The sequence below is a fragment of the Bradyrhizobium sp. genome, from assembly GCF_016213215.1.
Classification (GTDB): Bacteria; Pseudomonadota; Alphaproteobacteria; order Rhizobiales; family Xanthobacteraceae; genus Bradyrhizobium.
Genome location: NZ_JACRAW010000020.1, coordinates 1 through 21,637, shown reverse-complemented (window position 1 = coordinate 21,637; position 21,637 = coordinate 1). Strand labels below are relative to the sequence as shown.

The following is a 21,637-nucleotide window of genomic DNA, read 5'->3' as shown; positions in this document are numbered from 1 at the left end:
CTACCCTAGGAGAGTGCGATGAAGCGCTTCAATCTTTCGGCCTGGGCCGTCAGCAATCCGACGCTCGTTCTGTTCCTGATGATCGTGCTCGGTGTCGCCGGCTTCTTCTCCTATGAGAGGCTCGGCCGCGCCGAGGATCCCTTCTTCACGGTGAAGGTGGTGAACGTCTCGGTGATGTGGCCCGGCGCGACCGCCGGCGAGATGCAGACCCAGGTTGCCGACCCGATCGAGAAGAAGCTCCAGGAACTGCCCTATTTCGAGAAGGTTCAGACCTATTCCAAGCCGGCATTCACCGCGATGCAGATCACCTTCCGCGATTCCACGCCGCCGAAGGACGTGCCGCACCTGTTCTATCTTTTGCGCAAGAAGCTGGACGACGTGCAGGGGCAATTGCCGGCTGGCATTCTCGGCCCCGTCGTCAACGACGAGTTCTCCGACGTCGATTCGATCCTCTACATGATGACCGGTGACGGCGCCGACTACGCCCAGCTCAAGAAGGCGGCCGAAGGCATCCGGCAGCGGCTGCTGCGGGTGCCCGGAGTGACCAAGGTCAACCTCTACGGCACGCAGGACGAGCGGATCTTCGTCGAATTCAGCCACGCCAAGCTGGCGACCCTCGGCATCACGCCTCAGGCGCTGTTCGATTCCCTCGCCAAGCAGAACAGCGTCGTGCCGGCCGGCACGGTCGAAACGTCCTCGCAGCGTGTACCGCTGCGCGTTACCGGCGCGCTCGACGGCGCCAAGGCCGTGGCGGAGGCACCGATCGAAAGCAACGGCCGCGTCTTTCGCTTAGGCGACATCGCGACCGTCAGCCACGGCTTCGTCGATCCGCAGAGCTTTGTCGTTCGCCAGGAGGGCAAGCCCGCCCTCGGCATTGGCGTCGTGACCGCCAAGGGCGCCAACATTCTCGAACTCGGCAAGGAGGTCGAGAAGGCGACCGCCGATTTCATGAAGGCCGTGCCGCAAGGCATCGAGGTCAACATGATCGCCGATCAGCCCAAGGTGGTCGAGCACGCCGTCAGCGAGTTCGTGCGTTCCTTCATCGAGGCGCTTGCGATCGTTCTGTTCGTGTCTTTCGTTGCGCTGGGCTGGCGCACCGGCATCGTGGTGGCGCTCTCCGTGCCGCTGGTGCTCGGCATCGTCTTCATCGTCATGAACGCGATGTCGCTCGACCTGCATCGCATCACGCTCGGCGCCCTGATCATCGCGCTCGGGCTTCTGGTCGATGACGCCATCATCGCCGTCGAGATGATGGTGGTGAAAATGGAGCAGGGCTGGGACCGTTTCCGGGCCGCGTCCTTTGCCTGGGAGTCTACCGCGTTTCCGATGCTGACGGGCACACTGGTCACCGCTGCCGGTTTCCTGCCGATCGGCTTTGCCGATTCCGCAGTCGGCGAATACGCCGGCGGCATATTCTGGATCGTGGCGATCGCGCTGGTGGCGTCCTGGTTCGTCGCCGTGATCTTCACACCCTATATCGGCGTCAAGCTGCTGCCTGACATCAAGAAGGACCACGTTCACGATGAACGCGCGGTCTATGACACCCGTATGTACCGCGGGCTGCGCTCCATCGTGCGGTGGTGCGTCAATCACAGCGTCACGGTGGTCGCCGCGACGGTCGGTGTGTTCGTGATGGCGGTGGTCGGGTTCGGCCATGTGCAGCAGCAGTTCTTCCCGCTGTCGGAACGCCCCGAATTGTTTCTGCAGCTTCGGCTGCCCGAAGGCACCGCCTTCAACGTCACCGAAAAGACGGTGAAGGAAACGGAGAAGCTGCTCAAGGACGACAATGACATCGCGACCTATACCGCCTATGTCGGTCAGGGCTCGCCGCGGTTCTGGCTCGGCCTCAATCCGCAACTGCCTAACGAGGCCTTTGCCGAGATCGTGGTCGTCGCCAAGGACGTGAAGGCGCGCGAGCGCATCAAGGCGAAAATCGAGAACGCGGTCGCCGCCGGCGCCTTGCCCGAGGCACGGGTGCGCGTCGACCGCTTCAATTTCGGCCCGCCGGTCGGCTTCCCGGTGCAGTTCCGCGTGATCGGGCCCGATCCGGCCAAGGTGCGCGAGCTTGCGTACCAGGTGCGCGACATCGTCAAGCAGAACCCCAACGTGAAGGATCCGCAGCTCGATTGGAACGAGCAGTCGCCCTACCTGAAGCTCGTCGTCGATCAGGACCGCGCGCGAGCGATGGGGCTGACGCCGCAGGACGTCTCGCAGGCCCTTGCGATGCTGATCTCGGGGGCCCAGGTCACGACCGTGCGCGACGGCATCGAGAAGGTCGCCGTGGTGGCGCGCGCTGTGCCGTCGGAGCGGCTCGATCTTGCCCGTGTCGGCGACCTCACTGTGACTTCGCGCAACGGCGTCGCGGTGCCGTTGCAGCAGATCGCCAAAATCGAGTATGCGCATGAGGAGCCGATCCTGTGGCGCCGCAACCGTGACATGGCGATCACGGTGCGCACCGACGTCGCCGACGGCGTGCAGGCGCCCGACGTGACCAACCAGATCTGGCCCAAGCTGCAGCAGATCAGGGACAAGCTGGAGCCTGCCTACAGGATCGAGCCGGGCGGCGCCTTCGAGGAATCCGCCAAGGGCAACGCGTCGATCTTCGTGCTGTTTCCCGTCATGGTCATGGTCATGCTGACGCTGCTCATGATCCAGCTGCACAGCTTCTCGCGCCTTATCCTGGTCTTTTTGACCGCGCCGCTCGGGATAGTCGGCGCCTCGTTCGGTCTCAACATTGCCAACGCGCCATTCGGCTTCGTGGCACTGCTCGGCCTGATCGCGCTCGCGGGGATGATCATGCGCAACACGGTCATCCTGGTCGATCAGATCGAGACCGACGTGACGAGCGGGCTGTCCCGCCGGCAGGCGATCGTGGAAGCGACCGTCCGGCGCGCGCGGCCGGTGGTGCTGACCGCGTTGGCTGCGATTCTCGCCATGATCCCCCTGTCTCGCTCGGCCTTCTGGGGCCCGATGGCGATCACCATCATGGGAGGACTGTTTGTGGCGACCTTCCTGACGCTCCTGTATCTGCCGGGTTTGTATGCCCTTTGGTTCAGGAAAAGCCTCGATGAAGGCGGCTCAGGCGAGCGGACCGCTTCCGCGCCGCAGCATGAGGATGCAGGTCGGCCCGCAATTTCGCTTGCCGAAGCTGCAGAATAATTCAACACTAGTACACAGGTACGCTGGGCCCTCACGAAATGGCACTGGTTTCAGAGCACATTGAAAGCGACACCCGGGAGCGCATCCTCGAGGTGGCCGAGCGGCTGTTCCGTCAGATCGGCTACCAGAAGACCACGGTCGCCGATATCGCCAAGGAACTGCGCATGAGCCCGGCCAATGTCTATCGCTTCTTCGAATCGAAGAAGGCGATCCATCAGGCCGTGGCGCAGGCCCTGATGAGCGAAGTGGAGGTCGAGGCCCAGCGCATCGTCGTCAAGCCCGGCTCCGCCGCCGAGCGGCTGCGGGAGCTTCTGACCACCATTCATCGCATGAACTCCGAGCGTTATGTCGGCGACTCCAAGCTGCACGAGATGGTCGAAATCGCGATGATGGAGGACTGGGAAGTCTGCGTCGCGCATATGCACCGGATCACGGAGACCATTGCCGCGGTGGTTGCGCAAGGCGCAGCGTCCGGTGAATTCGAGGCGCCGGACGTGCCGCTCGCGGCTACTTGCGTTTGCACGGGCATGATCCGGTTCTTCCACCCGCAGATGATCGCCCAGGCCGCGACCAAGCCTGGCGCCACGATCGAGCAGATGATCGATTTTATCATCGCGGGCCTGTCGCCGCGTGGGAAGTAGCCTCCGCCGTCAGTCTCGCAGGATCTCCCGTCCGGCCAGCAGGGCTTTGACCAGGTCGACATTGCCGTTCGGGCAGATCATGCGACCATCAAGCTTGAAGAACTCCGCCCTGAATTCAGGGCGAACCTCCTCGAGCCACGAACTGACGGGCAGCGCGATCTCGACGTGTTCGGCATCCTTCCACCCGCGCGCCTCGGCGTTGCCGCGGACGATGGTCGTGTGGTCATCGATGATGATGTATTTTGCGTGGGCATTTCGATCCACCTCGATGAAGCCGTGATTGTAGGTCGAACTGAACACGCCAGCGACTTTCGCGTCCCGCCCAATTCTGATATCCGCGCTGCTGGCAACCAGATTCCTGCAAATGAGGTCGCGACCGATCGCAAGGAAGCAGGCCGGCGTATCGATCTCCCAATTGATGATGTTGCCGTTGACGATTAAATCCCTTTCGGCCCAGATTCCCGCGATGCCACCCCAGAAAAGCCTGTCAAGGTCGATGTCGCCCTCGATGGTGGCGTCCTCCGCGTAGTGGCGCACGCTGCGACCGTCCCCGTCATAGTCGTGGAATGAAAAGTGGCTCTCCAACTGCAGACGGTCCGCAACCTCCGCAACCGTGAGCTTCCTGAATACCGAGTTTGGCACGACGACCTCCTGCGTGAATCAACTCGGAAGTTTGGTGAGCCTTTGCCTACGAGGGGTTCAAATCGCTCTGGAAAATATCGCAGATTTTGAGGCCCGATAAGCAAGAGACGGTCGATTTGTCATCGCCGGCCTCTCGCCGTGTGGTAACTAAGTCCGGCCGACGCCCTCGCCGCTCAACTTCCGCCTTGCGAGGAGCGTAGCGACGAAGCAATCCAGAATGTCTTCGGGAGGCGTTCTGGACTGCTTCGCGGAGCCTGTCATCGGGCGCGCGTTCGCGCGACCCGTTGGCTCGCAATGGCGGCGTACATCAGGAGAATTTCAGCGGTGACCGAAAAAGACCTGCACTATTACGAGCCTTCGAAGGGCCATGGCCTGAAGCACGATCCGTTCAACGCCATCATCGCGCCGCGCCCGATCGGGTGGATTTCTTCCCGCGATGCGAAAGGCAACGTCAACCTCGCGCCTTACAGCTTCTTCAACGCGTTCTGCTATCACCCGCCGATCATCGGCTTTTCCTCCACCAACTGGAAGGATAGCGCTGCCAACATCGAGGAGACGAAAGAGTTCGTCTGGAATCTCGTCACCATGGATCTGGCAACGCAGATGAACGCAACCGCCGCGCACGTCGCCCGCGGCGTCAACGAATATGCGATCGCCGGGCTGACTGCCGCGCCTTGCAGGCTGGTCAGCGTCCCGCGGGTCGCCGAGAGTCCGGTCGCGTTCGAGTGCAGGCTGACGCAGATCGTTCGCCTCAAGGGGGCCGACGGCCGCGATGCCGAGGCCTGGCTCACCCTGGGCGAGGTCGTCGCGGTGCATATCGACAAGGCCTTCATCAAGGACGGCGTCTACCAGACGGCGCTGGCACACCCGATCGTGCGCGCCGGCCGCCGCGGCGACTATTTCGAGATCCGCCCCGAAAACATGTTCGAGATGGCCCGCCCGGATTGATTCCCCTGAATCATGGATTCCGGGCTCGCACTGCGCGCGCCCCGGAATGACAAAGCCTGATAGCTGCTGGCAATCAGCCTTCGTCTACTTATCTCCCCCGGAACCGGGGTGGCGGCCTGCCGTTGACGGCAGGCCACTCGATGCCGGTCAAATTCAACCTATTTTCAGCACGAGTGCCGCCTGAAATTGTCACGCTTTCGGCTAGACTAGGCGGTCAGCCGACCAGGTACGGAAAGTGGAATCGCGTTCGTTGCTCTTAAGGGGATATCGCCATGAGCACCTTTCGCCGCGACTACGTCACCAAGCCGATCTTTTCCTGGGCGCGCGGAGCCTTGCCCGCGATGTCCGATACCGAGCGCGAGGCGCTGGAGGCGGGGGACATCTGGTGGGACGCCGATCTCTTCACCGGCAATCCCGACTGGTCGAAGCTGCTCGCCACCGCGCCGGCGACCTTGACCGCGGAGGAGCGGGCTTTTCTCGACGGTCCGGTCGACGAGCTCTGCGCCATGCTCGACGAGTGGAAGGTCACCTGGGAATGGCGCGACCTGCCGCAGGAGGCGTGGAGCTTCATCAAACGCCATACGTTCTTCGGCATCATCATCCCGAAGGAATATGGCGGGCTCGGCTTTTCGCCCTATGCGCATTCCGAAGTGGTGCGCAAGCTCTCGACCCGCTCGATCGCCGCTGCCGTTACCGTGATGGTGCCGAATTCGCTCGGACCCGGCGAACTGTTGATGCGTTTCGGCACCAAGGAGCAGCGGGAGCGCTGGCTGCCGCGCCTTGCCGACGGCCGCGACATTCCCTGCTTCGGCCTGACCAGTCCCGAGGCCGGCTCCGACGCGGCCTCGATGGTCGACACCGGCGTCGTCTGCAAGGGCACCTTCGAGGGCCGCGAGACGATCGGGCTCAAGTTGAACTGGCACAAGCGATACATCACGCTGGGTCCGGTGTCGACGCTGCTCGGGCTTGCCTTCAAGGCCTACGATCCCGATCACCTCATCGGCGACAGGGAAGAGCTCGGCATTACCGTCGCATTGATTCCGACCCACCTGCCGGGCGTCGAGATCGGCCGGCGCCACCTGGCGGCGATGCAGGCGTTTCAGAACGGCCCGAACCGGGGCCGCGACGTCTTCATCCCGCTCGACTACATCATCGGCGGCAAGGAGCGGCTAGGGCAGGGCTGGAAGATGCTGATGACGGCGCTCGCCGCCGGCCGCGGCATCTCGCTGCCGTCGCTGTCGGCCGCGGCGGCGGCCTATGCGGCGCGCACCAGCGGTGCCTATGCCCGGATCCGCGAGCAGTTCGGCATCTCCATCTCCAAATTCGAAGGCATCGAGGAGCCGCTCGCGCGCATCACGGCGACCGCCTATCTCGTCGATGCTGCGCGCAGGTTGACCTGTGCCGCGCTGAATGCGGGCAATCATCCCTCCGTGATCTCGGGCATCATGAAATTGCAGGCGACCGAGCGGATGCGGATCGCGGTCGACGACGCCATGGACATCCACGGCGGCAAGGCCGTGATCGACGGACCGCAGAACTATCTCGGCAACCTCCATCGCGCGGTTCCGGTCGGCATCACCGTGGAGGGCGCCAATATCCTGACGCGCAATCTCATCGTGTTCGGGCAGGGCGCGATCCGCGCCCATCCCTATCTGCTCGAGGAGATGAATGCGTTGGCCGACAGCAATCGCGAGCGCGGGCTCGCTGCGTTCGACGACGCGTTCTGGAAGCATATCGGCCACAGCTTGAAAACACTGCTGCGCGCTTTCGGTCGCGGCTGGACCTTCGGCGTTTTTGCGCCGGCGCCGGATGCGGGCGAAGCGACCCAATTCTATCGCCAGCTCTCGCGCTATTCGGCGGCGTTCGCGCTGTGCGCCGACATGGCATTGCTCACCCTCGGCGGCGCCTTGAAGCGCAAGGAGATGCTGTCGGCGCGGTTCGGCGACATTCTGTCAGAGCTCTATCTGCTCTCTGCCGCGCTGAAGCGCTGGCAGGACGAGGGACGGCATCGGGAAGACTTCGCCGCGCTCGAATGGTGCATGGCGAACGGCTTTCGGACGATCGAGAACCGTTTTGCCGAGATCCTTGCCAACCTGCCCAACCGCTTCGTCGCCATTCTGTTGAAACTCGTCGTCCAGCCGTTCGGCGCGCGCGTGCTCGGCCCCTCCGATCGGATCGTGCATCAATGCGCCCAGCTCGTGCTGGAGCCGTCGGCCGCGCGCGACCGCCTGACGCCGGACCTCGCCCATGTCGAAGACGATGGCCCCTTCGCCCGGCTGGAGAAGGCATTCCTTCTGGTCGCCGCTACCGACGAAATCGCAAAGCGCATGCGCGCTTCGCGCCTGCACGACTGGAAGGAGGCCGTCTCGAAGGGCGTGATTACGCAAGGAGAAGGCGAGAAGCTCGCGGCGGCGCGGGAAGCGGTCGCCCGGGTGATCGAGGTTGACGATTTCGCCCCGGAAGCGCTGTCGCCGATTTACAAGAAGCCTGGCGTGCACCAATTCTTCCAGGAACTCGGCGAACAGAGGGCGGCAGGCTGATGGCACGACCGGTCTACATCGTCGACGGCAGCCGGACGCCGTTTCTGAAAGCACGTTCCGGACCTGGACCCTTCACCCCGGTCGACCTTGCCGTGCAATGCGGCCGGCCGCTGCTGGCGCGCCAGCCATTTGCGCGGAACGCGTTTGACCAGGTCATCCTCGGCTGCGTCAACGTGATCGCCGACGAAATGAACCCGGCGCGCGTGGCGGCGCTACGGCTCGGCATGGGCGAGGACATGGTCGCCTTCACCGTGCAGATCAATTGCGGCTCCGGCATGCAGTCGATCGACACCGGTTACCGCTACATCCGCGAGGGTCTTGCGAACCTGATCCTCGCCGGGGGCACCGAGGCGCTGAGCTACGCGCCGCTGGTCTGGCCGCAGCAGGGCGTGCGCTGGTTCGCCGGTCTTGCCACGGCCAAGAGCCTCACCGCCAGGATCGCCGCCGCGCTGAAGATCCGGCCGAGCTATCTCAAGCCGGTCATCGGGCTCGAGCGCGGCCTTACCGATCCCATCACCGATCTCAACATGGGCCAGACCGCCGAAGTGGTCGGGCATCTCTTCGGCATCACCCGCGCGCAGTCCGACGCCTATGCCGCGGAAAGCCATCGCCGTCTTGCCAATGCGCAAGCACAAGGCTGGCTCAAGGGCGAGGTCGAGACCGCATTTGCGCGCGACGGCAGGTTCTACGACCACGACGACGGCGTGCGGCCGGATTCGACGCCGGCGGCGCTGTCCAAGTTGAATCCGGTGTTCGAGCGTCCCTGGGGCCAGGTGACCGCCGGCAATTCCTCGCAGATCACCGACGGTGCCTCCTGGGTGATCCTCGCCTCCGAAGAAGCCGTGACGAAATACGGCCTGACGCCGAAGGCCGCGATCGTCGACAGCCACTGGGCCGCGCTCGATCCCAGCGTGATGGGATTGGGCCCCGTCCTGTCGGTGACGCCGCTGCTTAAGCGCAACAATCTGACGATCAAGGACGTCGAGACCTGGGAATTGAACGAGGCCTTTGCGACGCAGGTGCTGGGCTGTCTTGCCGCATGGAACGACGACAAGTTCTGCCGCGAGGTTCTGGACCTCGAGGGAGCCGCGGGCGAGATCAACCGCGAAAGACTCAATGTCGACGGCGGCGCGATCAGCCTCGGCCATCCCGTCGGCACGAGCGGCAACCGCATCGTGCTGCATCTCGTCAACGCGATGAAGCGGCTCGGCACAAGGTGCGGCATCGCCACCGAATGCATCGGCGGCGGGCTCGGCGGCGCCATGCTGATAGAGACGGTGTGACTATGGATTCCAGGATCATGCACGTACTCGGTGACCGCGTGCTCGAGCTCGGGCCGGCGCTGCAGCCAGGCGGTCCCTATCGGAATTTCAAATTGACGCGCGATGAGGACGGCATCGCCTGGCTCCTGTTCGACCGCGAAGGCGCGAGCGCCAATACGCTGTCCGCGGAGGTGATGCAGGAATTCAATGCCGTGCTGGCTTCGCTCGAGGCCGAGCGCCCGGCGGGGCTCGTGATCCGGTCGGCGAAGCCGTCGGGCTTCATCGCCGGCGCCGACGTCAACGAATTCCGCGGCGCCGACGACCCGGGCATGGTGGAGGCGGCGATCCGCGACGCCCATGCCGTGATCGATCGTCTCGAGGCGCTGCGGCTGCCGACGGTCGCCGTGATTCACGGCTTCTGCCTCGGTGGCGGGCTCGAGGTTGCGCTCGCCTGCCAGTCGCGCATCGCCATCGACGCCGCGCGCTTCGGCTTTCCGGAGGTGATGCTGGGGCTGCACCCCGGCCTGGGTGGCACCGCGCGCTTCACGGCGCTGGTCCATCCGACCCAGGCGATGACCTTGATGCTCACCGGCCGCACCATCGACGCGCGGCGGGCCAAGGCGCTGGGACTCGTCGATGCCGTCACCCAGGAACGCCACGTAGGCAATGCGGTAAAGGACGCGCTGTTCGGACGCCTGAAGCGTGCGCGACCCGGCCTGATCAACACTTTCACGAACTTGACGCCGGTTCGCGGCTTCCTCGCCAACCGCATGCGGGCGGAGGCGGCCAAAGCCGCGCGCCGCGAGCATTATCCGGCGCCATATGCGCTGATCGATCTGTGGGAGGAGCACGGCGGCGACAAGGCCGCGATGCTCAAGGCGGAGCCGGCCTCCTTTGCGCGACTGATGGTGACGCCGACCGCGCAGAACCTGATCCGCGTCTTCTTCCTGCGCGAGCAGATGAAGAAGAGTGCGGGCAGCGGCAGCGCGATCAGGCATGTCCATGTCATCGGCGCCGGCGCCATGGGCGGTGATATCGCGGCCTGGTGCGCAGGCCAGGGCCTGCGCACCTCGCTCGCCGACATGAAGGCGGAGCCGATCGCGGGCGCGGTCAAGCGAGCCGCCGAGCTCTACGGCAAGATCATTCGCAAGCCGATCGAGGTGCGCGATGCGCTCGACCGGCTCATCCCCGACATGGAAGGCGAGGGCGTGCGCAATGCGGATTTGATCATCGAGGCGGTGCCGGAGAAGCTGGAGCTCAAGCAGAAGCTTTATGCCGGCATCGAGCCGAAGATGAAGCAGGGCGCCATCCTTGCGACCAATACCTCGAGCATCCCGCTTGAGGATCTGCGCACCAATCTCGTCCGGCCGGAGCGGCTGGTCGGGCTGCATTTCTTCAACCCGGTCTCGCGCTTGCAGCTGGTCGAAGTCGTTAGCCACGAGGGCAGCAATAGTGAGATTCTGAAACAGGCGCTCGCCTTTGTCGGCGAAATCGACCGCCTGCCGCTCCCCGTGAAGAGCTCGCCGGGTTTTCTCGTCAACCGCGCGCTGACGCCCTACATGCTGGAAGCGATGGTGATGCTCGACGAGAAGATCGACCAGCGCCTGATCGATGCTGCGGCGGAGAAATTCGGCATGCCGATGGGACCGATCGAGCTTGCCGACCAGGTCGGCCTCGACATCTGCCTCGACGTCGGCGACATGCTGCGCTCGAAGTTCGGCGATCTGTTGCCGCCGACGCCGGCCTGGCTGCGCGAGAAGGTCGCCAAGGGCGAGCTTGGCCGCAAGACCGGCAAGGGCTTCTACGTCTGGAGGGAGGGCAGGGCCGACAAGGCGCGCGGCCCGCAGACCGCCGAGCCGACGGACGAGATGATCGACCGCCTGATCCTGCCGATGTCCAACGTCTGCATCGCGGCGCTGCGCGAGGGCATTGTCGACAATGCCGACGCGGTCGATGGTGCGATGATTTTCGGCACCGGCTACGCGCCGTTCCGCGGCGGGCCGCTGAACTATGCGCGCACGCGCGGCGTGCAAAACGTCGTCGCCGCCTTGCGCGCGCTTGCCGAAAAGTTTGGCGGCCGCTTTACCCCCGATCCCGGCTGGGACTCCTTCAAGTGAGGCACGCCGCATGAAAGAGCCGCAGGTGCATGCGATTCCGGACGGAGCGGGCGAGCCGGACGGTGATCTTTGCATCCGCACGCTGGCGATGCCCGCCGATACCAACGCCAACGGCGATATCTTCGGCGGCTGGCTGCTCAGCCAGATGGACGTCGGCGGCGGCGTGTTCGCCTCGAAGATTGCGAAGTCGCGCACGGTCACGGTCGCGATCGAGGCGATGAATTTCCGCAAGGCGGTTTATGTCGGCGACCTCGTTTCAGTCTACGCCAATCTCGTGCGCATTGGTCGCACTTCGCTGACGGTGCATCTCGAAGCCTGGGTGTTGCGCCGCAAGGAGGAGCAACCGATCCTGGTCACCGATGGCAATTTTACCTACGTCTCGATCGACGACGACGGTAACCCGCAGCCGGTCCGCCGCGTCGAACCGCCGATCGCGACCTGATCGCGCGGGACGCGCCGCAACATCATGGCGGACGCGAGCGAGTGTCCAGCATTCGCCTGCAATCAGTCACAAAACCGATGAGGTTGCCGCGTACTCAATAGCCCGTCGATTCGGGAATGATGACCGGTGCGCCCACAGGAACTTTCAGGCGCCAACGTGGTTGTCAGCCCGCACTGGGGAAGAACGGGAATGTCCAAGAGTTACATCATCGAAGTCGACACGCAGACCGCAGGAATCGTTGTCCGCACCCCCGAGGGCTATCGGTTCTTCGCATCCTCCCACCGATTTAACGCGCTGGAGGGCGAACTCTTCCGCAATGCACGGGAAGCCGAGCGTGCCGCCCGCCGCCTTATTGGTAATTTCAACCAGGCAGCTTAGGCGCCAGCCGTCGGCGAAGCGCAACACTTTGGATCCTGGTGCTGAGGAGGCGCGCAAGCGCCGTCATCGGACGATGCTTCGCATCGCCGGAAAGCATGCGGTCGCGGTGGGCCCTCGCCCTTCGACGCGCTGACGCGCTCCTCAGGATGCGGGCGCTCCTTAAGGATTGGGGACATAGATTTCGCATCCCTCGTTGACCGCAAGAACGATCAGTCGCACCATGGCACTTTCTTCCGGAGGTGCCGCCGTGACCGGATTGACTCATCGCCAGACCGAAATCCTCAACATCGCACGTGCCTCGGGACGCGTGACGGTGGAGGACCTGGCGCGGCGGTTCGAGGTCTCCGCGCAAACCATCCGCAAGGATCTCAACGACTTGTGCGAGCGGCGGTCGATGACGCGCATCCATGGCGGGGCCATCATCGCTTCGGGCGTCGAGAACCTCGCCTATGAGGCGCGGCGCTTCGTCGCCGCCGAGGAGAAGAAGGCGATCGGCGCCGCCGCGGCAGCGTTGATTCCCAACGGCTCTTCCCTCTTTATCAACATCGGGACCACGACGGAGGAAGTGGCGAGCGCGTTGACTTCGCACGAGGACCTGCTCGTCATCACCAACAACCTCAACGTGGCGATGCTGCTCTACCGCCACCCGCGCATCGAGGTCGTCGTGGCGGGCGGAACCGTGCGGCGCGCCGACGGTGCGGTGGTAGGTTCGACCGCGACGCAACTGATCGGCCAATTCAAGGTCGACTACGCCATCATCGGCGCGTCGGCGATCGACGAGGAGGGCGCGCTGCTCGACTTCGATTATCGCGAGGTGCAGGCGGCGCAGGCCATCATCGCCAATGCGCGCAGCGTGATGCTGGTCGCCGACCAGACCAAGCTCCGGCGCAGTGCGCCGGTGCGCATTGCTCATCTCAGCCAGATCCAGACCTTCGTCACCGATTCGGCGCTGCCGTCCGGGCTCGCCAACATCTGCCATACCCGGGGCATCGAGGTGATCGAGGCGATGCCCAAGCGCGCCACTGATATCGAAGAGGCGGCCTCCTCCGAACCAGCCCAGGACGCCGCTCCCGAAGCTGCGCCCGTCGTGCGGTTGCGCTAAGGCGGCGTTCGCTCCTCAGTTGAAAGATCGGCCCTTCGTCCCCGCTTGCGGGGGAGAGTTGGAGACGGGGCGAGCACCGATCGTGGGGCCATGCCCCCCTTACCCTTCTCCGCAGGCGGGGAGAAAACGACCATCGCACTTCCATTTTCCCCCAAAGGCTAATCCCGGCGTTCCACTTTCATCTTGCTTTCGTATTGCGTTGTGTTTTAGTCCAAATCGAAAGCAAAATCGCCAAACCGAACGGGCGAATGCCGGGGGAAGCGTCTGTTGGATCGGATTTTCGACCTCGCGATCATTGGAGGCGGCGTTAACGGCTGCGGCATCGCGCGCGACGCGGCGGGCCGCGGAAATACCGTCTTCCTCTGTGAAATGAACGATCTGGCGAGCGGGACATCGTCCTGGTCGACCAAGCTCGTCCATGGCGGACTGCGTTACCTCGAATATTATGAGTTTCGCCTGGTTCGCGAGGCGCTCATCGAGCGCGAAGTCCTCTGGGCGATCGCTCCCCACATCATCCGGCCGCTTCGCTTCGTCCTGCCGCACCATTCCGGTCTGCGCCCGGCCTGGCTGCTGCGTCTGGGGCTCTTTCTCTACGACCATATCGGCGGCCGCCACCTGTTGCCGGCGACACGCACGGTCGATCTTACCAACGACGAGGTAGGCCGGCCGCTGGTCAAGAATCGCTTCAGGCGCGGCTTCGAATACTCCGACTGCTTTGTCGACGATGCCCGTCTCGTCGTGCTCACCGCCCGCGATGCCGCCGATCGCGGCGCCGAGATCCACACCCGTACCCGGGCCATCGAGATCCGGCAGGCGGACGGCCAGTGGCAGGTGACGACGCACAACACCGTGACGGGCGTGCGAACCACCATCCGCGCCCGCACGCTGGTCAATGCCGGCGGCCCCTGGGTCGAGGACGTGCTGGCGAGCGGCGCCGGCGTCAACGCCAAGGCAAAGGTTCGCCTGGTGCAGGGCTCGCACATCGTGGTGCGAAAGCTCTACGACCACGATCGCGCCTACATCTTCCAGAACGCGGACGGACGTATCATCTTCGCCATTCCTTACCAGGACGACTTCACCCTGATCGGAACCACCGATCGCGACTATGACGGCGATCCGGCCAAGGTGAAGGCGACGCCCGAAGAGGTGGAGTATCTGTGCGCCGCCGTCAGCGAATATCTGGCCAAGCCGGTCAAGTCTGAGGACGTGGTCTGGAACTATTCCGGCGTGCGGCCGCTCTACGACGACGGCGCGAGCGAAGCCAAGGCCGCGACGCGCGACTACGTCTTCGAACTGGATACCCCCGGCGGCGCGCCGCTGCTCTCGATCTATGGCGGCAAGATCACGACCTACCGGCGCCTCGCCGAAGAAGCGCTCGAACGGCTGTCGCCCTATTTGCGCAGCGCCACGGAGCATGAAGGGTGGACCGGCAAATCGCCGCTGCCCGGCGGGGACATGGATGTTTTCGCCGTCTCCAGCCTGATCAGGCAACTCAGGGACGACTATCCGTTCCTCAGCACTGAGCACGCCGACCGGCTCGCGCATGCCTATGGAACCCTCGCCCGCAGGGTGCTCGGCAATGCCAAATCGCTCGCCGATCTCGGCGAGTCCTTCGGCGCGACCTTGACCGAATCCGAGGTCAGGTACCTGATGGCCTCGGAGTGGGCCTTGACCGCCGAAGACATCGTGTGGCGGCGTTCCAAGCTTGGCTTGCGTCTGTCGACCGCCCAAATTGCCGCACTCGACGACTGGATCGCCAAGCAGCAGAGTCCCTTGCTGGAAGCAGGAGGACGCTCATGACGGTGATCCTCGATCACGTCACGCGGGTGGTGGACGGCGTGCCCACGATTCGGGACATCACGCTGACGCTGGCGAAGGGCACGCTGAACGTGCTGCTCGGGCCGACCCTGTCCGGCAAGACCTCGATCATGCGGCTGCTCGCCGGCCTCGACAAGCCGACCACCGGCAGGGTGCTGGTCGAGGGCAAGGACGTCACCGGCTTCGACGTGCGCCAGCGCTCGGTCGCGATGGTCTATCAGCAGTTCATCAACTACCCCTCGCTCACGGTCTACGAAAACATCGCGTCGCCCCTGCGCGTGCAGCGCAAACCTCGCGAGGAGATCGAAAAGCGCGTCGCCGAGGCCGCCCGGCTGCTGCGGCTCGAGCCATTTCTGAACCGCACGCCGCTGCAGTTGTCGGGCGGTCAGCAGCAGCGCACCGCGATTGCGCGCGCGTTGGTGAAGGGTGCCGACCTCGTCCTGCTCGACGAGCCGCTCGCCAACCTCGATTACAAGCTGCGCGAGGAATTGCGCGCCGAACTGCCGCGGATCTTCGAGGCGTCGGGCGCGGTCTTCGTCTACGCCACGACCGAGCCAACCGAGGCGCTCATGCTCGGCGGTAACACCGTCTGCATGTGGGAAGGCCAGGTGCTGCAGTCGGGTGAGACCGCCAAGGTCTATCACCGTCCGCAGACGCTGCGCGTCGCACAGGTTTTTTCGGACCCGCCGCTCAACGTCGTCCTCATCGAGAAGAAGAACCGGAAGATCGCCTATTCCGGCGGCATCGAGGCGCCCGCGACCGGAGTCTATGCCGCGCTCGCCGACGGGGCCTATCGCGTCGGCTTCCGTCCGCACCAGCTCGAGGTCGCCAAAAGCATTCCCGGCCGCCACGCCTTCCGCGCCACGGTGACGGTGACGGAAATCACCGGTTCGGAAAGTTTCGTGCACCTGACCCGCGACGGCGCGAACTGGGTGGCGGTGCTGCACGGCGTGCACGAATTCGAGCCCGGCCAGCTGCTCGATGCCGCGCTCGATCCCGACAATGTCTTTGTGTTCGATGCGGATGGCCGCCTGGTCGCCGCACCTGGTAACCCCTGAGGAAGATGCATCATGGCCCGCATTGACCTCGTCGATCTCGCGCACTCCTACAGCGGCAATGACGCCGCCCCTGAGAGTTTTGCGTTGAAGCCGGTGACGATGACCTGGCGCCAGGGTGGCGCCTATGCGCTGTTGGGTCCGTCCGGGTGCGGCAAGACCACGCTGCTCAACCTGATCTCGGGCATCGTCGCGCCGTCGCGCGGCAAGATCCTGTTCGACGGCAAGGACATCACCGCGCTGTCGACGCAGAAGCGCAACATCGCGCAGGTATTCCAGTTCCCGGTCATCTACGACACCATGACCGTCGGGGAGAACCTGGCCTTTCCGCTCAAGAACCGCCGCGTGCCCAAGGCCGAGATCGACAAGCGCGTGGCCGAGATCGCGCGCCTGCTCGACCTTGCGCCCTACCTCAACCGCAAGGCCACGCGCCTGACCGCCGACGCCAAGCAGAAGATCTCGCTCGGTCGCGGGCTCGTGCGCTCCGACGTCGCAGCCATCCTGTTCGATGAGCCGCTGACGGTGATCGACCCCGAGCTGAAGTGGCAATTGCGCTCCAAGCTGAAGGCGCTGCATCGCGAGCTCGACCTCACGATGATCTATGTCACCCATGACCAGACCGAGGCGCTGACCTTCGCCGACACCGTGGTGGTGATGCATGACGGCCGCGTCGTGCAGAGCGGTACCCCGGCGGAATTGTTCGAAAAGCCCGCGCACACCTTCGTCGGCTATTTCATCGGCTCGCCCGGCATGAATATCGTGCCGGCTGTCGTCAAGGGACGCGAGGCGCAGATCGACGGCCACGTCATCGCCCTGCAGCGCAGCTACGACGCAATGCCGGCCGGGTCGAAGATCGAGATCGGGGTGCGTCCGGAGTTCGTCGACGTGGTGGCGCCCGCGCCGGGTCTGCTCTCGGCAAGAATCGAGCGGATCGACGATCTCGGCCGCATCCGCTTCGCCCGCGTGCGCGTCGGTGACGCCAGGTTCGCGGCCAAGGTGCCACCCGGCTTCACATCGTCCGACGGCCAGGCGGCGCTGAAATTCGACCCTTCGCACGTGCACGTTTATGCCGACAGCCGTCTGGTGGAGGGAGCTGCCTGATGGAAAAGACCATCAATCAAAAGGCCTGGTTCCTGGTGCTGCCGGTGTTCCTGCTGGTGGCGTTCTCGGCGGTGCTGCCGCTGATGACGGTCGTGAACTATTCGATGCAGGACACCTTCGGCAACAACCAGTTCTTCTGGAACGGCGTCGGCTGGTTCAAGGAGCTGCTCGATCCCTCGACCGACCTCGGCAGCCGTTTCTTCGCCTCGCTCTGGCGCAACCTGTTCTTCTCCGCCGCAATCCTGGCGATCGAGGTGCCGCTCGGCATCGTGATTGCGCTCTCGATGCCGCGCCAGGGCTGGCAGGTCGCCGCGTGCCTCGTGATCCTCGCCTTGCCGCTCCTGATCCCGTGGAACGTGGTCGGCACGATCTGGCAGATCTTCGGCCGGCCCGACATCGGCCTGCTCGGCTACGCGCTGAACAGCCTCGGGATCAACTACAACTATGTATCCAACGATTTCGACGCCTGGGCGACCGTCATCGTCATGGACGTCTGGCACTGGACCAGCCTCGTGGCGTTGCTGTGCTACGCCGGGCTGAAATCCATTCCCGAAGCCTATTACCAGGCCGCCCAGATCGACGGCGCCTCGCGATGGGCGGTGTTTGCCGCGATCCAGCTTCCGAAGATGAACCGCGTGCTCCTGATTGCGGTGCTGCTCCGCTTCATGGACTCTTTCATGATCTATACCGAGCCGTTCGTCGTCACCGGCGGCGGGCCGGGCAACTCCACGACGTTCATTTCGATCGAGCTCGTCAAGATCGCGCTCGGCCAGTTCGATCTCGGCAAGGCCGCCGCGATGTCGCTGGTCTACAACCTCATCATCCTGATCGTGTGCTGGGTGTTCTATACCGTGATGACGAATGCCGGCGTCGAGCGTCCGATGAAGGAGAAGAAGCCATGATCCATTCGATCCCTGGCCGCCGCTTCATCCTGTCCCTGTTCCTGATCTTTCTGCTGTTGCCGATCTATTGGCTCGTCAACATGAGCTTCAAGACGAACTACGAGATCATCTCGACGATGACGTTGTGGCCGCATCAGCCGACGCTCGACAATTACATGCGCATCTTCACCGATGAGAGCTGGTATTCCGGCTACATCAATTCGCTGAAATACGTCGTTCTCAACACCGTCATTTCGATCGCCGTGGCGTTGCCGGCGGCTTACGCTTTCTCGCGCTACCGCTTTCTCGGCGACAAGCACCTGTTCTTCTGGCTGCTGTCGAACCGCATGGCGCCCGCGGCGGTCTATGCGCTGCCGTTCTTCAACCTCTATTCGGCTATCGGCCTGTTCGATACGCCGTGGGCGGTGGCGTTGGCGCACTGCATCTTCAACGTTCCGCTTGCGGTCTGGATCCTGGAGGGATTCGTCTCCAGCGTGCCGCGCGAGATCGACGAGACCGCCTTTCTCGACGGCTATTCCTTCCCGCGGTTCTTCGTCAAGATCTTCATGCCCCTGATCGCAAGCGGCATCGGCGTCGCCGCCTTCTTCTGCTTCATGTTTTCGTGGGTCGAGCTGCTGCTCGCCCGTACGCTGACTTCGGTCGCGGCAAAGCCGATCTCGGCGACCATGACGCGCACGGTGTCGGCCGCCGGCATGGACTGGGGTCTGCTCGCCGCCGCCGGCGTGCTCACCATCATCCCGGGCGCGCTCGTGATCTGGTTTGTCCGCAACTACATTGCGCGCGGTTTCGCGCTGGGCCGGGTCTAGGAGGACGCATGATCACGAAAAGTGGCTACCGGTCTTCGGACCGGATCATGCGCAAGGAGTAAGATCATGGAGAGCATCGCATGGATGGCCTGGACGCTGCCGACCGCGATCTTCTTCGCGCTGCTCGCCTGCACGCTGGCGGTGATGACTTACCTTGCCGCCGCCTATCCCGAGGCCGAGCGCGTCGGCGTGCTGCGCATTCCGACCACGCGGGGAGACCGCGTGTTCATCTCGCTGATTCTTGCCGCCGTCATCCATCTGTTGTGGATCGGGCTTATCGGCACCGACGCGATTGCGATGCTGCCGGTGGGGGAGGAAGGTCTGGAGATTTCGAGCCTATGGCTCGCAACTGCAATTTCGCTTGTGATGGCCGTGATTGTTTTCCGTACGGTCTGAAGCTCGCGAAAAAGGCCAGATTCGGGATCAACCCGGACCTGTTTAGAGTTTGTGGCTCCAAAGGAGGAACAACATGCGACAGTTTAGGAGAAGGAAGGGTCCATTGACGAAGAATAGCTTTCTGACGATGTCCAGCGCCGCGGCGCTGATTGCGGCGTCGATGACGATCGCGGCGCCTGCACGCGCCGACGATGCCACGATCCAGAGGTGGATCGACAGTGAATTCCAGCCCTCGACCTTGTCCAAGGCCGATCAGCTCAAGGAACTGCAGTGGTTCGAAAAAGCGGCCCAGCCCTTCAAGGGGATGGACATCAACATCGTCTCGGAGACCATCACGACTCACGAATACGAGGCGAGGACGCTGGCGAAGGCCTTCAGCGAGATTACCGGCATCAAGGTCAGGCATGACCTGATCCAGGAAGGCGACGTGGTCGAGAAGCTGCAGACCCAGATGCAGTCCGGCAAGAACGTTTATGACGGCTGGATCAACGACTCCGACCTGATCGGCACACACTTCCGTTACGGCCAGACAATGGCGTTGTCCGACTACATGGCCGGCGACGGCAAGGACGTCACCAATCCGATGCTCGACGTCAACGACTTCATCGGCAAGTCATTCACGACAGGTCCGGACGGCAAGCTCTATCAGCTGCCCGACCAGCAATTCGCGAACCTCTATTGGTTCCGCTACGACTGGTTCACCAACCCCGAGTACAAGGCCAAGTTCAAGGCCAAGTATGGCTATGAGCTCGGCGTGCCCGTGAACTGGTCGGCCTATGAAGACATCGCCGAGTTCTTCACTAACGACATCAAGGAGATCAACGGCGTCAAGGTCTACGGCCATATGGACTATGGCAAGAAGGACCCCTCGCTCGGATGGCGGTTCACCGACGCCTGGCTGTCGATGGCCGGCAACGGCAGCAAGGGCATTCCGAACGGTCTGCCGGTCGACGAATGGGGCATCCGCATGGAAGGCTGCCGTCCCGTGGGCTCCTCGGTCGAGCGCGGCGGCGACACCAACGGTCCCGCTTCGGTCTACGCCATCACCAAATATCTCGACTGGCTGAAGAAGTATGCTCCGCCGCAGGCGCAGGGCATGACCTTCTCCGAAGCCGGTCCGGTGCCGGCGCAGGGCAACATCGCCCAGCAGATGTTCTGGTACACCGCTTTCACCGCCGACATGGTGAAGCCGGGCCTGCCGGTGGTGAATGCCGACGGCACCCCGAAGTGGCGCATGGCTCCGTCGCCGCATGGTTCGTACTGGAAGGACGGCATGAAGCTCGGCTACCAGGACGCCGGCTCGCTGACGCTGTTGAAGTCGACGCCGGCCGACCGCCGCAAGGCAGCCTGGCTCTACCTGCAGTTCATCGTCTCCAAGTCGGTGAGCCTCAAGAAGAGCCATGTCGGTCTCACGTTCATCCGTGAATCCGACATCTGGGATAAGTCCTTTACGGAACGTGCGCCGAAGCTCGGCGGCCTGATCGAGTTCTACCGCTCGCCCGCCCGCGTGCAGTGGACCCCGACCGGCAACAACGTGCCTGACTATCCGAAGCTGGCCCAGCTGTGGTGGCAGAACATCGGCGACGCGTCGTCAGGTGCCAAAACGGCGCAGCAGGCGATGGACTCGCTCGCTGCCGCGCAGGATTCGGTGCTTGAACGTCTGGAGAAGTCCGGCGTGCAGGGTGCCTGCGGTCCGAAGATGAACAAGAAGGACAAGGCTGAACACTGGTTCGCGAAGGCCGAGAAGGATGGAAGCATCGCGCCCCAGCGCAAGCTCGCCAACGAGAAGCCGAAGGGCGAAACCGTCGACTACGACACGCTGATCAAGTCGTGGCCGGCCACCCCGCCCAAGCGCGCCGAGGCGAAGTAAGCTTCGCATCTTCATGCCGAACTCGTTTCGGCCATCGACGAAACAGGAAGGCCGGGAGCGATCCCGGCCTTTCCCTTTTCTTGGCCGCGATGCGTCCGAGCCGTCATTGCGAGGAGCGGAGCGACGAAGCAATCCGGACTCTGCGGTGACACTTCTGGATTGCTTCGCTTCGCTCGCAATGACAGGGAGGAAATAGCGCTTCGCCTACTCCGCCGGCTCCGCCGCCTCCAGCGTCGGATAATCGGTGTAGCCCTTGGCGCTGCCGCCATAGAAGGTGGTCTTGTCCCACGGATTGAGCGGCGCGCCCTTCCTGAGGCGCTCGACCAGGTCGGGATTGGAGATGAACGCCTTGCCGAACGCGATCAGGTCGGCGGCGCCGGCGTCAAGCACCTTGGTCGCCAGCTCGAAATCATAGCCGTTGTTGGCGATGTAGGCACCGGAGAAGCGCTTGCGCAGCG

17 protein-coding genes and 1 pseudogene are annotated in these 21,637 nt (G+C 63.8%); 16 read left to right on the top strand and 2 right to left on the bottom strand.

Features of this window, described 5'->3' with window-relative positions:
• Positions 1 to 18 precede the first annotated feature (18 nt).
• Both HY852_RS04840 and HY852_RS04835 read left to right on the top strand, forming a co-directional pair.
• The gene (locus HY852_RS04840; protein ID WP_291603015.1) at positions 19 to 3,159 is read left to right on the top strand and encodes an efflux RND transporter permease subunit; all 3,141 of its coding nucleotides are present in this window, start codon (positions 19 to 21) and stop codon (positions 3,157 to 3,159) included.
• A 38-nt stretch (positions 3,160 to 3,197) separates the two neighbouring features.
• Complete coding sequence (locus HY852_RS04835; RefSeq protein WP_291603014.1) at positions 3,198 to 3,800, top strand: TetR/AcrR family transcriptional regulator; 603 nt, start codon at positions 3,198 to 3,200, stop codon at positions 3,798 to 3,800.
• A gap of 9 nt (positions 3,801 to 3,809) precedes the next feature.
• Here HY852_RS04835 and HY852_RS04830 read toward each other — a convergent pair whose 3' ends face one another.
• A complete protein-coding gene (locus tag HY852_RS04830; protein ID WP_291603013.1) occupies positions 3,810 to 4,442 on the bottom strand; it encodes a hypothetical protein in 633 nt (210 codons plus the stop codon).
• Between the two features lie 324 nt (positions 4,443 to 4,766).
• On the opposite strand from HY852_RS04830, the gene HY852_RS04825 reads away from it, so the two are divergent.
• The 14 genes from HY852_RS04825 to HY852_RS04760 all read left to right on the top strand — a co-directional run bounded on the left by HY852_RS04825 (position 4,767) and on the right by HY852_RS04760 (position 21,179).
• Positions 4,767 to 5,390 carry a flavin reductase family protein gene (locus HY852_RS04825; RefSeq protein ID WP_291603012.1) on the top strand — a complete coding sequence of 208 codons (624 nt, stop codon included), beginning with the start codon at positions 4,767 to 4,769 and terminating at the stop codon, positions 5,388 to 5,390.
• A gap of 272 nt (positions 5,391 to 5,662) precedes the next feature.
• Complete coding sequence (locus HY852_RS04820) at positions 5,663 to 7,930, top strand: acyl-CoA dehydrogenase (RefSeq protein WP_291603011.1); 2,268 nt, start codon at positions 5,663 to 5,665, stop codon at positions 7,928 to 7,930.
• Positions 7,930 to 9,213, top strand: a complete 1,284-nt coding sequence (locus HY852_RS04815; RefSeq protein WP_291603010.1) for an acetyl-CoA C-acetyltransferase — start codon at positions 7,930 to 7,932, stop codon at positions 9,211 to 9,213. Before HY852_RS04820 ends, HY852_RS04815 begins: the two co-directional genes overlap by 1 nt.
• A 2-nt stretch (positions 9,214 to 9,215) precedes the next feature.
• Positions 9,216 to 11,309 carry a 3-hydroxyacyl-CoA dehydrogenase NAD-binding domain-containing protein gene (locus tag HY852_RS04810; RefSeq protein ID WP_291603053.1) on the top strand — a complete coding sequence of 698 codons (2,094 nt, stop codon included), beginning with the start codon at positions 9,216 to 9,218 and terminating at the stop codon, positions 11,307 to 11,309.
• A 10-nt stretch (positions 11,310 to 11,319) separates the two neighbouring features.
• Entirely contained in the window at positions 11,320 to 11,751 is a 432-nt protein-coding gene (locus tag HY852_RS04805) for an acyl-CoA thioesterase (protein ID WP_291603009.1), read from the top strand.
• 189 nt (positions 11,752 to 11,940) lie between these two features.
• On the top strand, positions 11,941 to 12,129 hold the full coding sequence (locus tag HY852_RS04800; protein ID WP_291603008.1) for a hypothetical protein: 189 nt from the start codon (positions 11,941 to 11,943) through the stop codon (positions 12,127 to 12,129).
• A 247-nt stretch (positions 12,130 to 12,376) separates the two neighbouring features.
• A complete protein-coding gene (locus HY852_RS04795; protein ID WP_291603007.1) occupies positions 12,377 to 13,231 on the top strand; it encodes a DeoR/GlpR family DNA-binding transcription regulator in 855 nt (284 codons plus the stop codon).
• Between the two features lie 267 nt (positions 13,232 to 13,498).
• Positions 13,499 to 15,031 carry a glycerol-3-phosphate dehydrogenase gene (gene glpD, locus HY852_RS04790; RefSeq protein ID WP_291603006.1) on the top strand — a complete coding sequence of 511 codons (1,533 nt, stop codon included), beginning with the start codon at positions 13,499 to 13,501 and terminating at the stop codon, positions 15,029 to 15,031.
• Complete coding sequence (locus HY852_RS04785) at positions 15,028 to 16,107, top strand: ABC transporter ATP-binding protein (protein ID WP_291603005.1); 1,080 nt, start codon at positions 15,028 to 15,030, stop codon at positions 16,105 to 16,107. The genes glpD and HY852_RS04785 overlap by 4 nt, the downstream gene beginning before the upstream one ends.
• A gap of 12 nt (positions 16,108 to 16,119) precedes the next feature.
• Complete coding sequence (locus HY852_RS04780) at positions 16,120 to 17,205, top strand: ABC transporter ATP-binding protein (RefSeq protein WP_291603004.1); 1,086 nt, start codon at positions 16,120 to 16,122, stop codon at positions 17,203 to 17,205.
• Complete coding sequence (locus tag HY852_RS04775; protein ID WP_291603003.1) at positions 17,205 to 18,107, top strand: carbohydrate ABC transporter permease; 903 nt, start codon at positions 17,205 to 17,207, stop codon at positions 18,105 to 18,107. The genes HY852_RS04780 and HY852_RS04775 overlap by 1 nt, the downstream gene beginning before the upstream one ends.
• Positions 18,107 to 18,913, top strand: a complete 807-nt coding sequence (locus tag HY852_RS04770; RefSeq protein ID WP_291603051.1) for a carbohydrate ABC transporter permease — start codon at positions 18,107 to 18,109, stop codon at positions 18,911 to 18,913. Before HY852_RS04775 ends, HY852_RS04770 begins: the two co-directional genes overlap by 1 nt.
• 66 nt (positions 18,914 to 18,979) lie before the next feature.
• Complete coding sequence (locus HY852_RS04765) at positions 18,980 to 19,309, top strand: DUF2160 domain-containing protein (protein ID WP_291603002.1); 330 nt, start codon at positions 18,980 to 18,982, stop codon at positions 19,307 to 19,309.
• A gap of 127 nt (positions 19,310 to 19,436) precedes the next feature.
• Positions 19,437 to 21,179: an ABC transporter substrate-binding protein gene (locus HY852_RS04760; protein ID WP_291603050.1), complete on the top strand. Its 1,743-nt coding sequence runs from the start codon at positions 19,437 to 19,439 to the stop codon at positions 21,177 to 21,179.
• A gap of 204 nt (positions 21,180 to 21,383) precedes the next feature.
• Here the strand turns inward: HY852_RS04760 and HY852_RS04755 are convergent.
• A pseudogene (locus HY852_RS04755) lies at positions 21,384 to 21,637 on the bottom strand (alkene reductase); the annotation flags it as partial.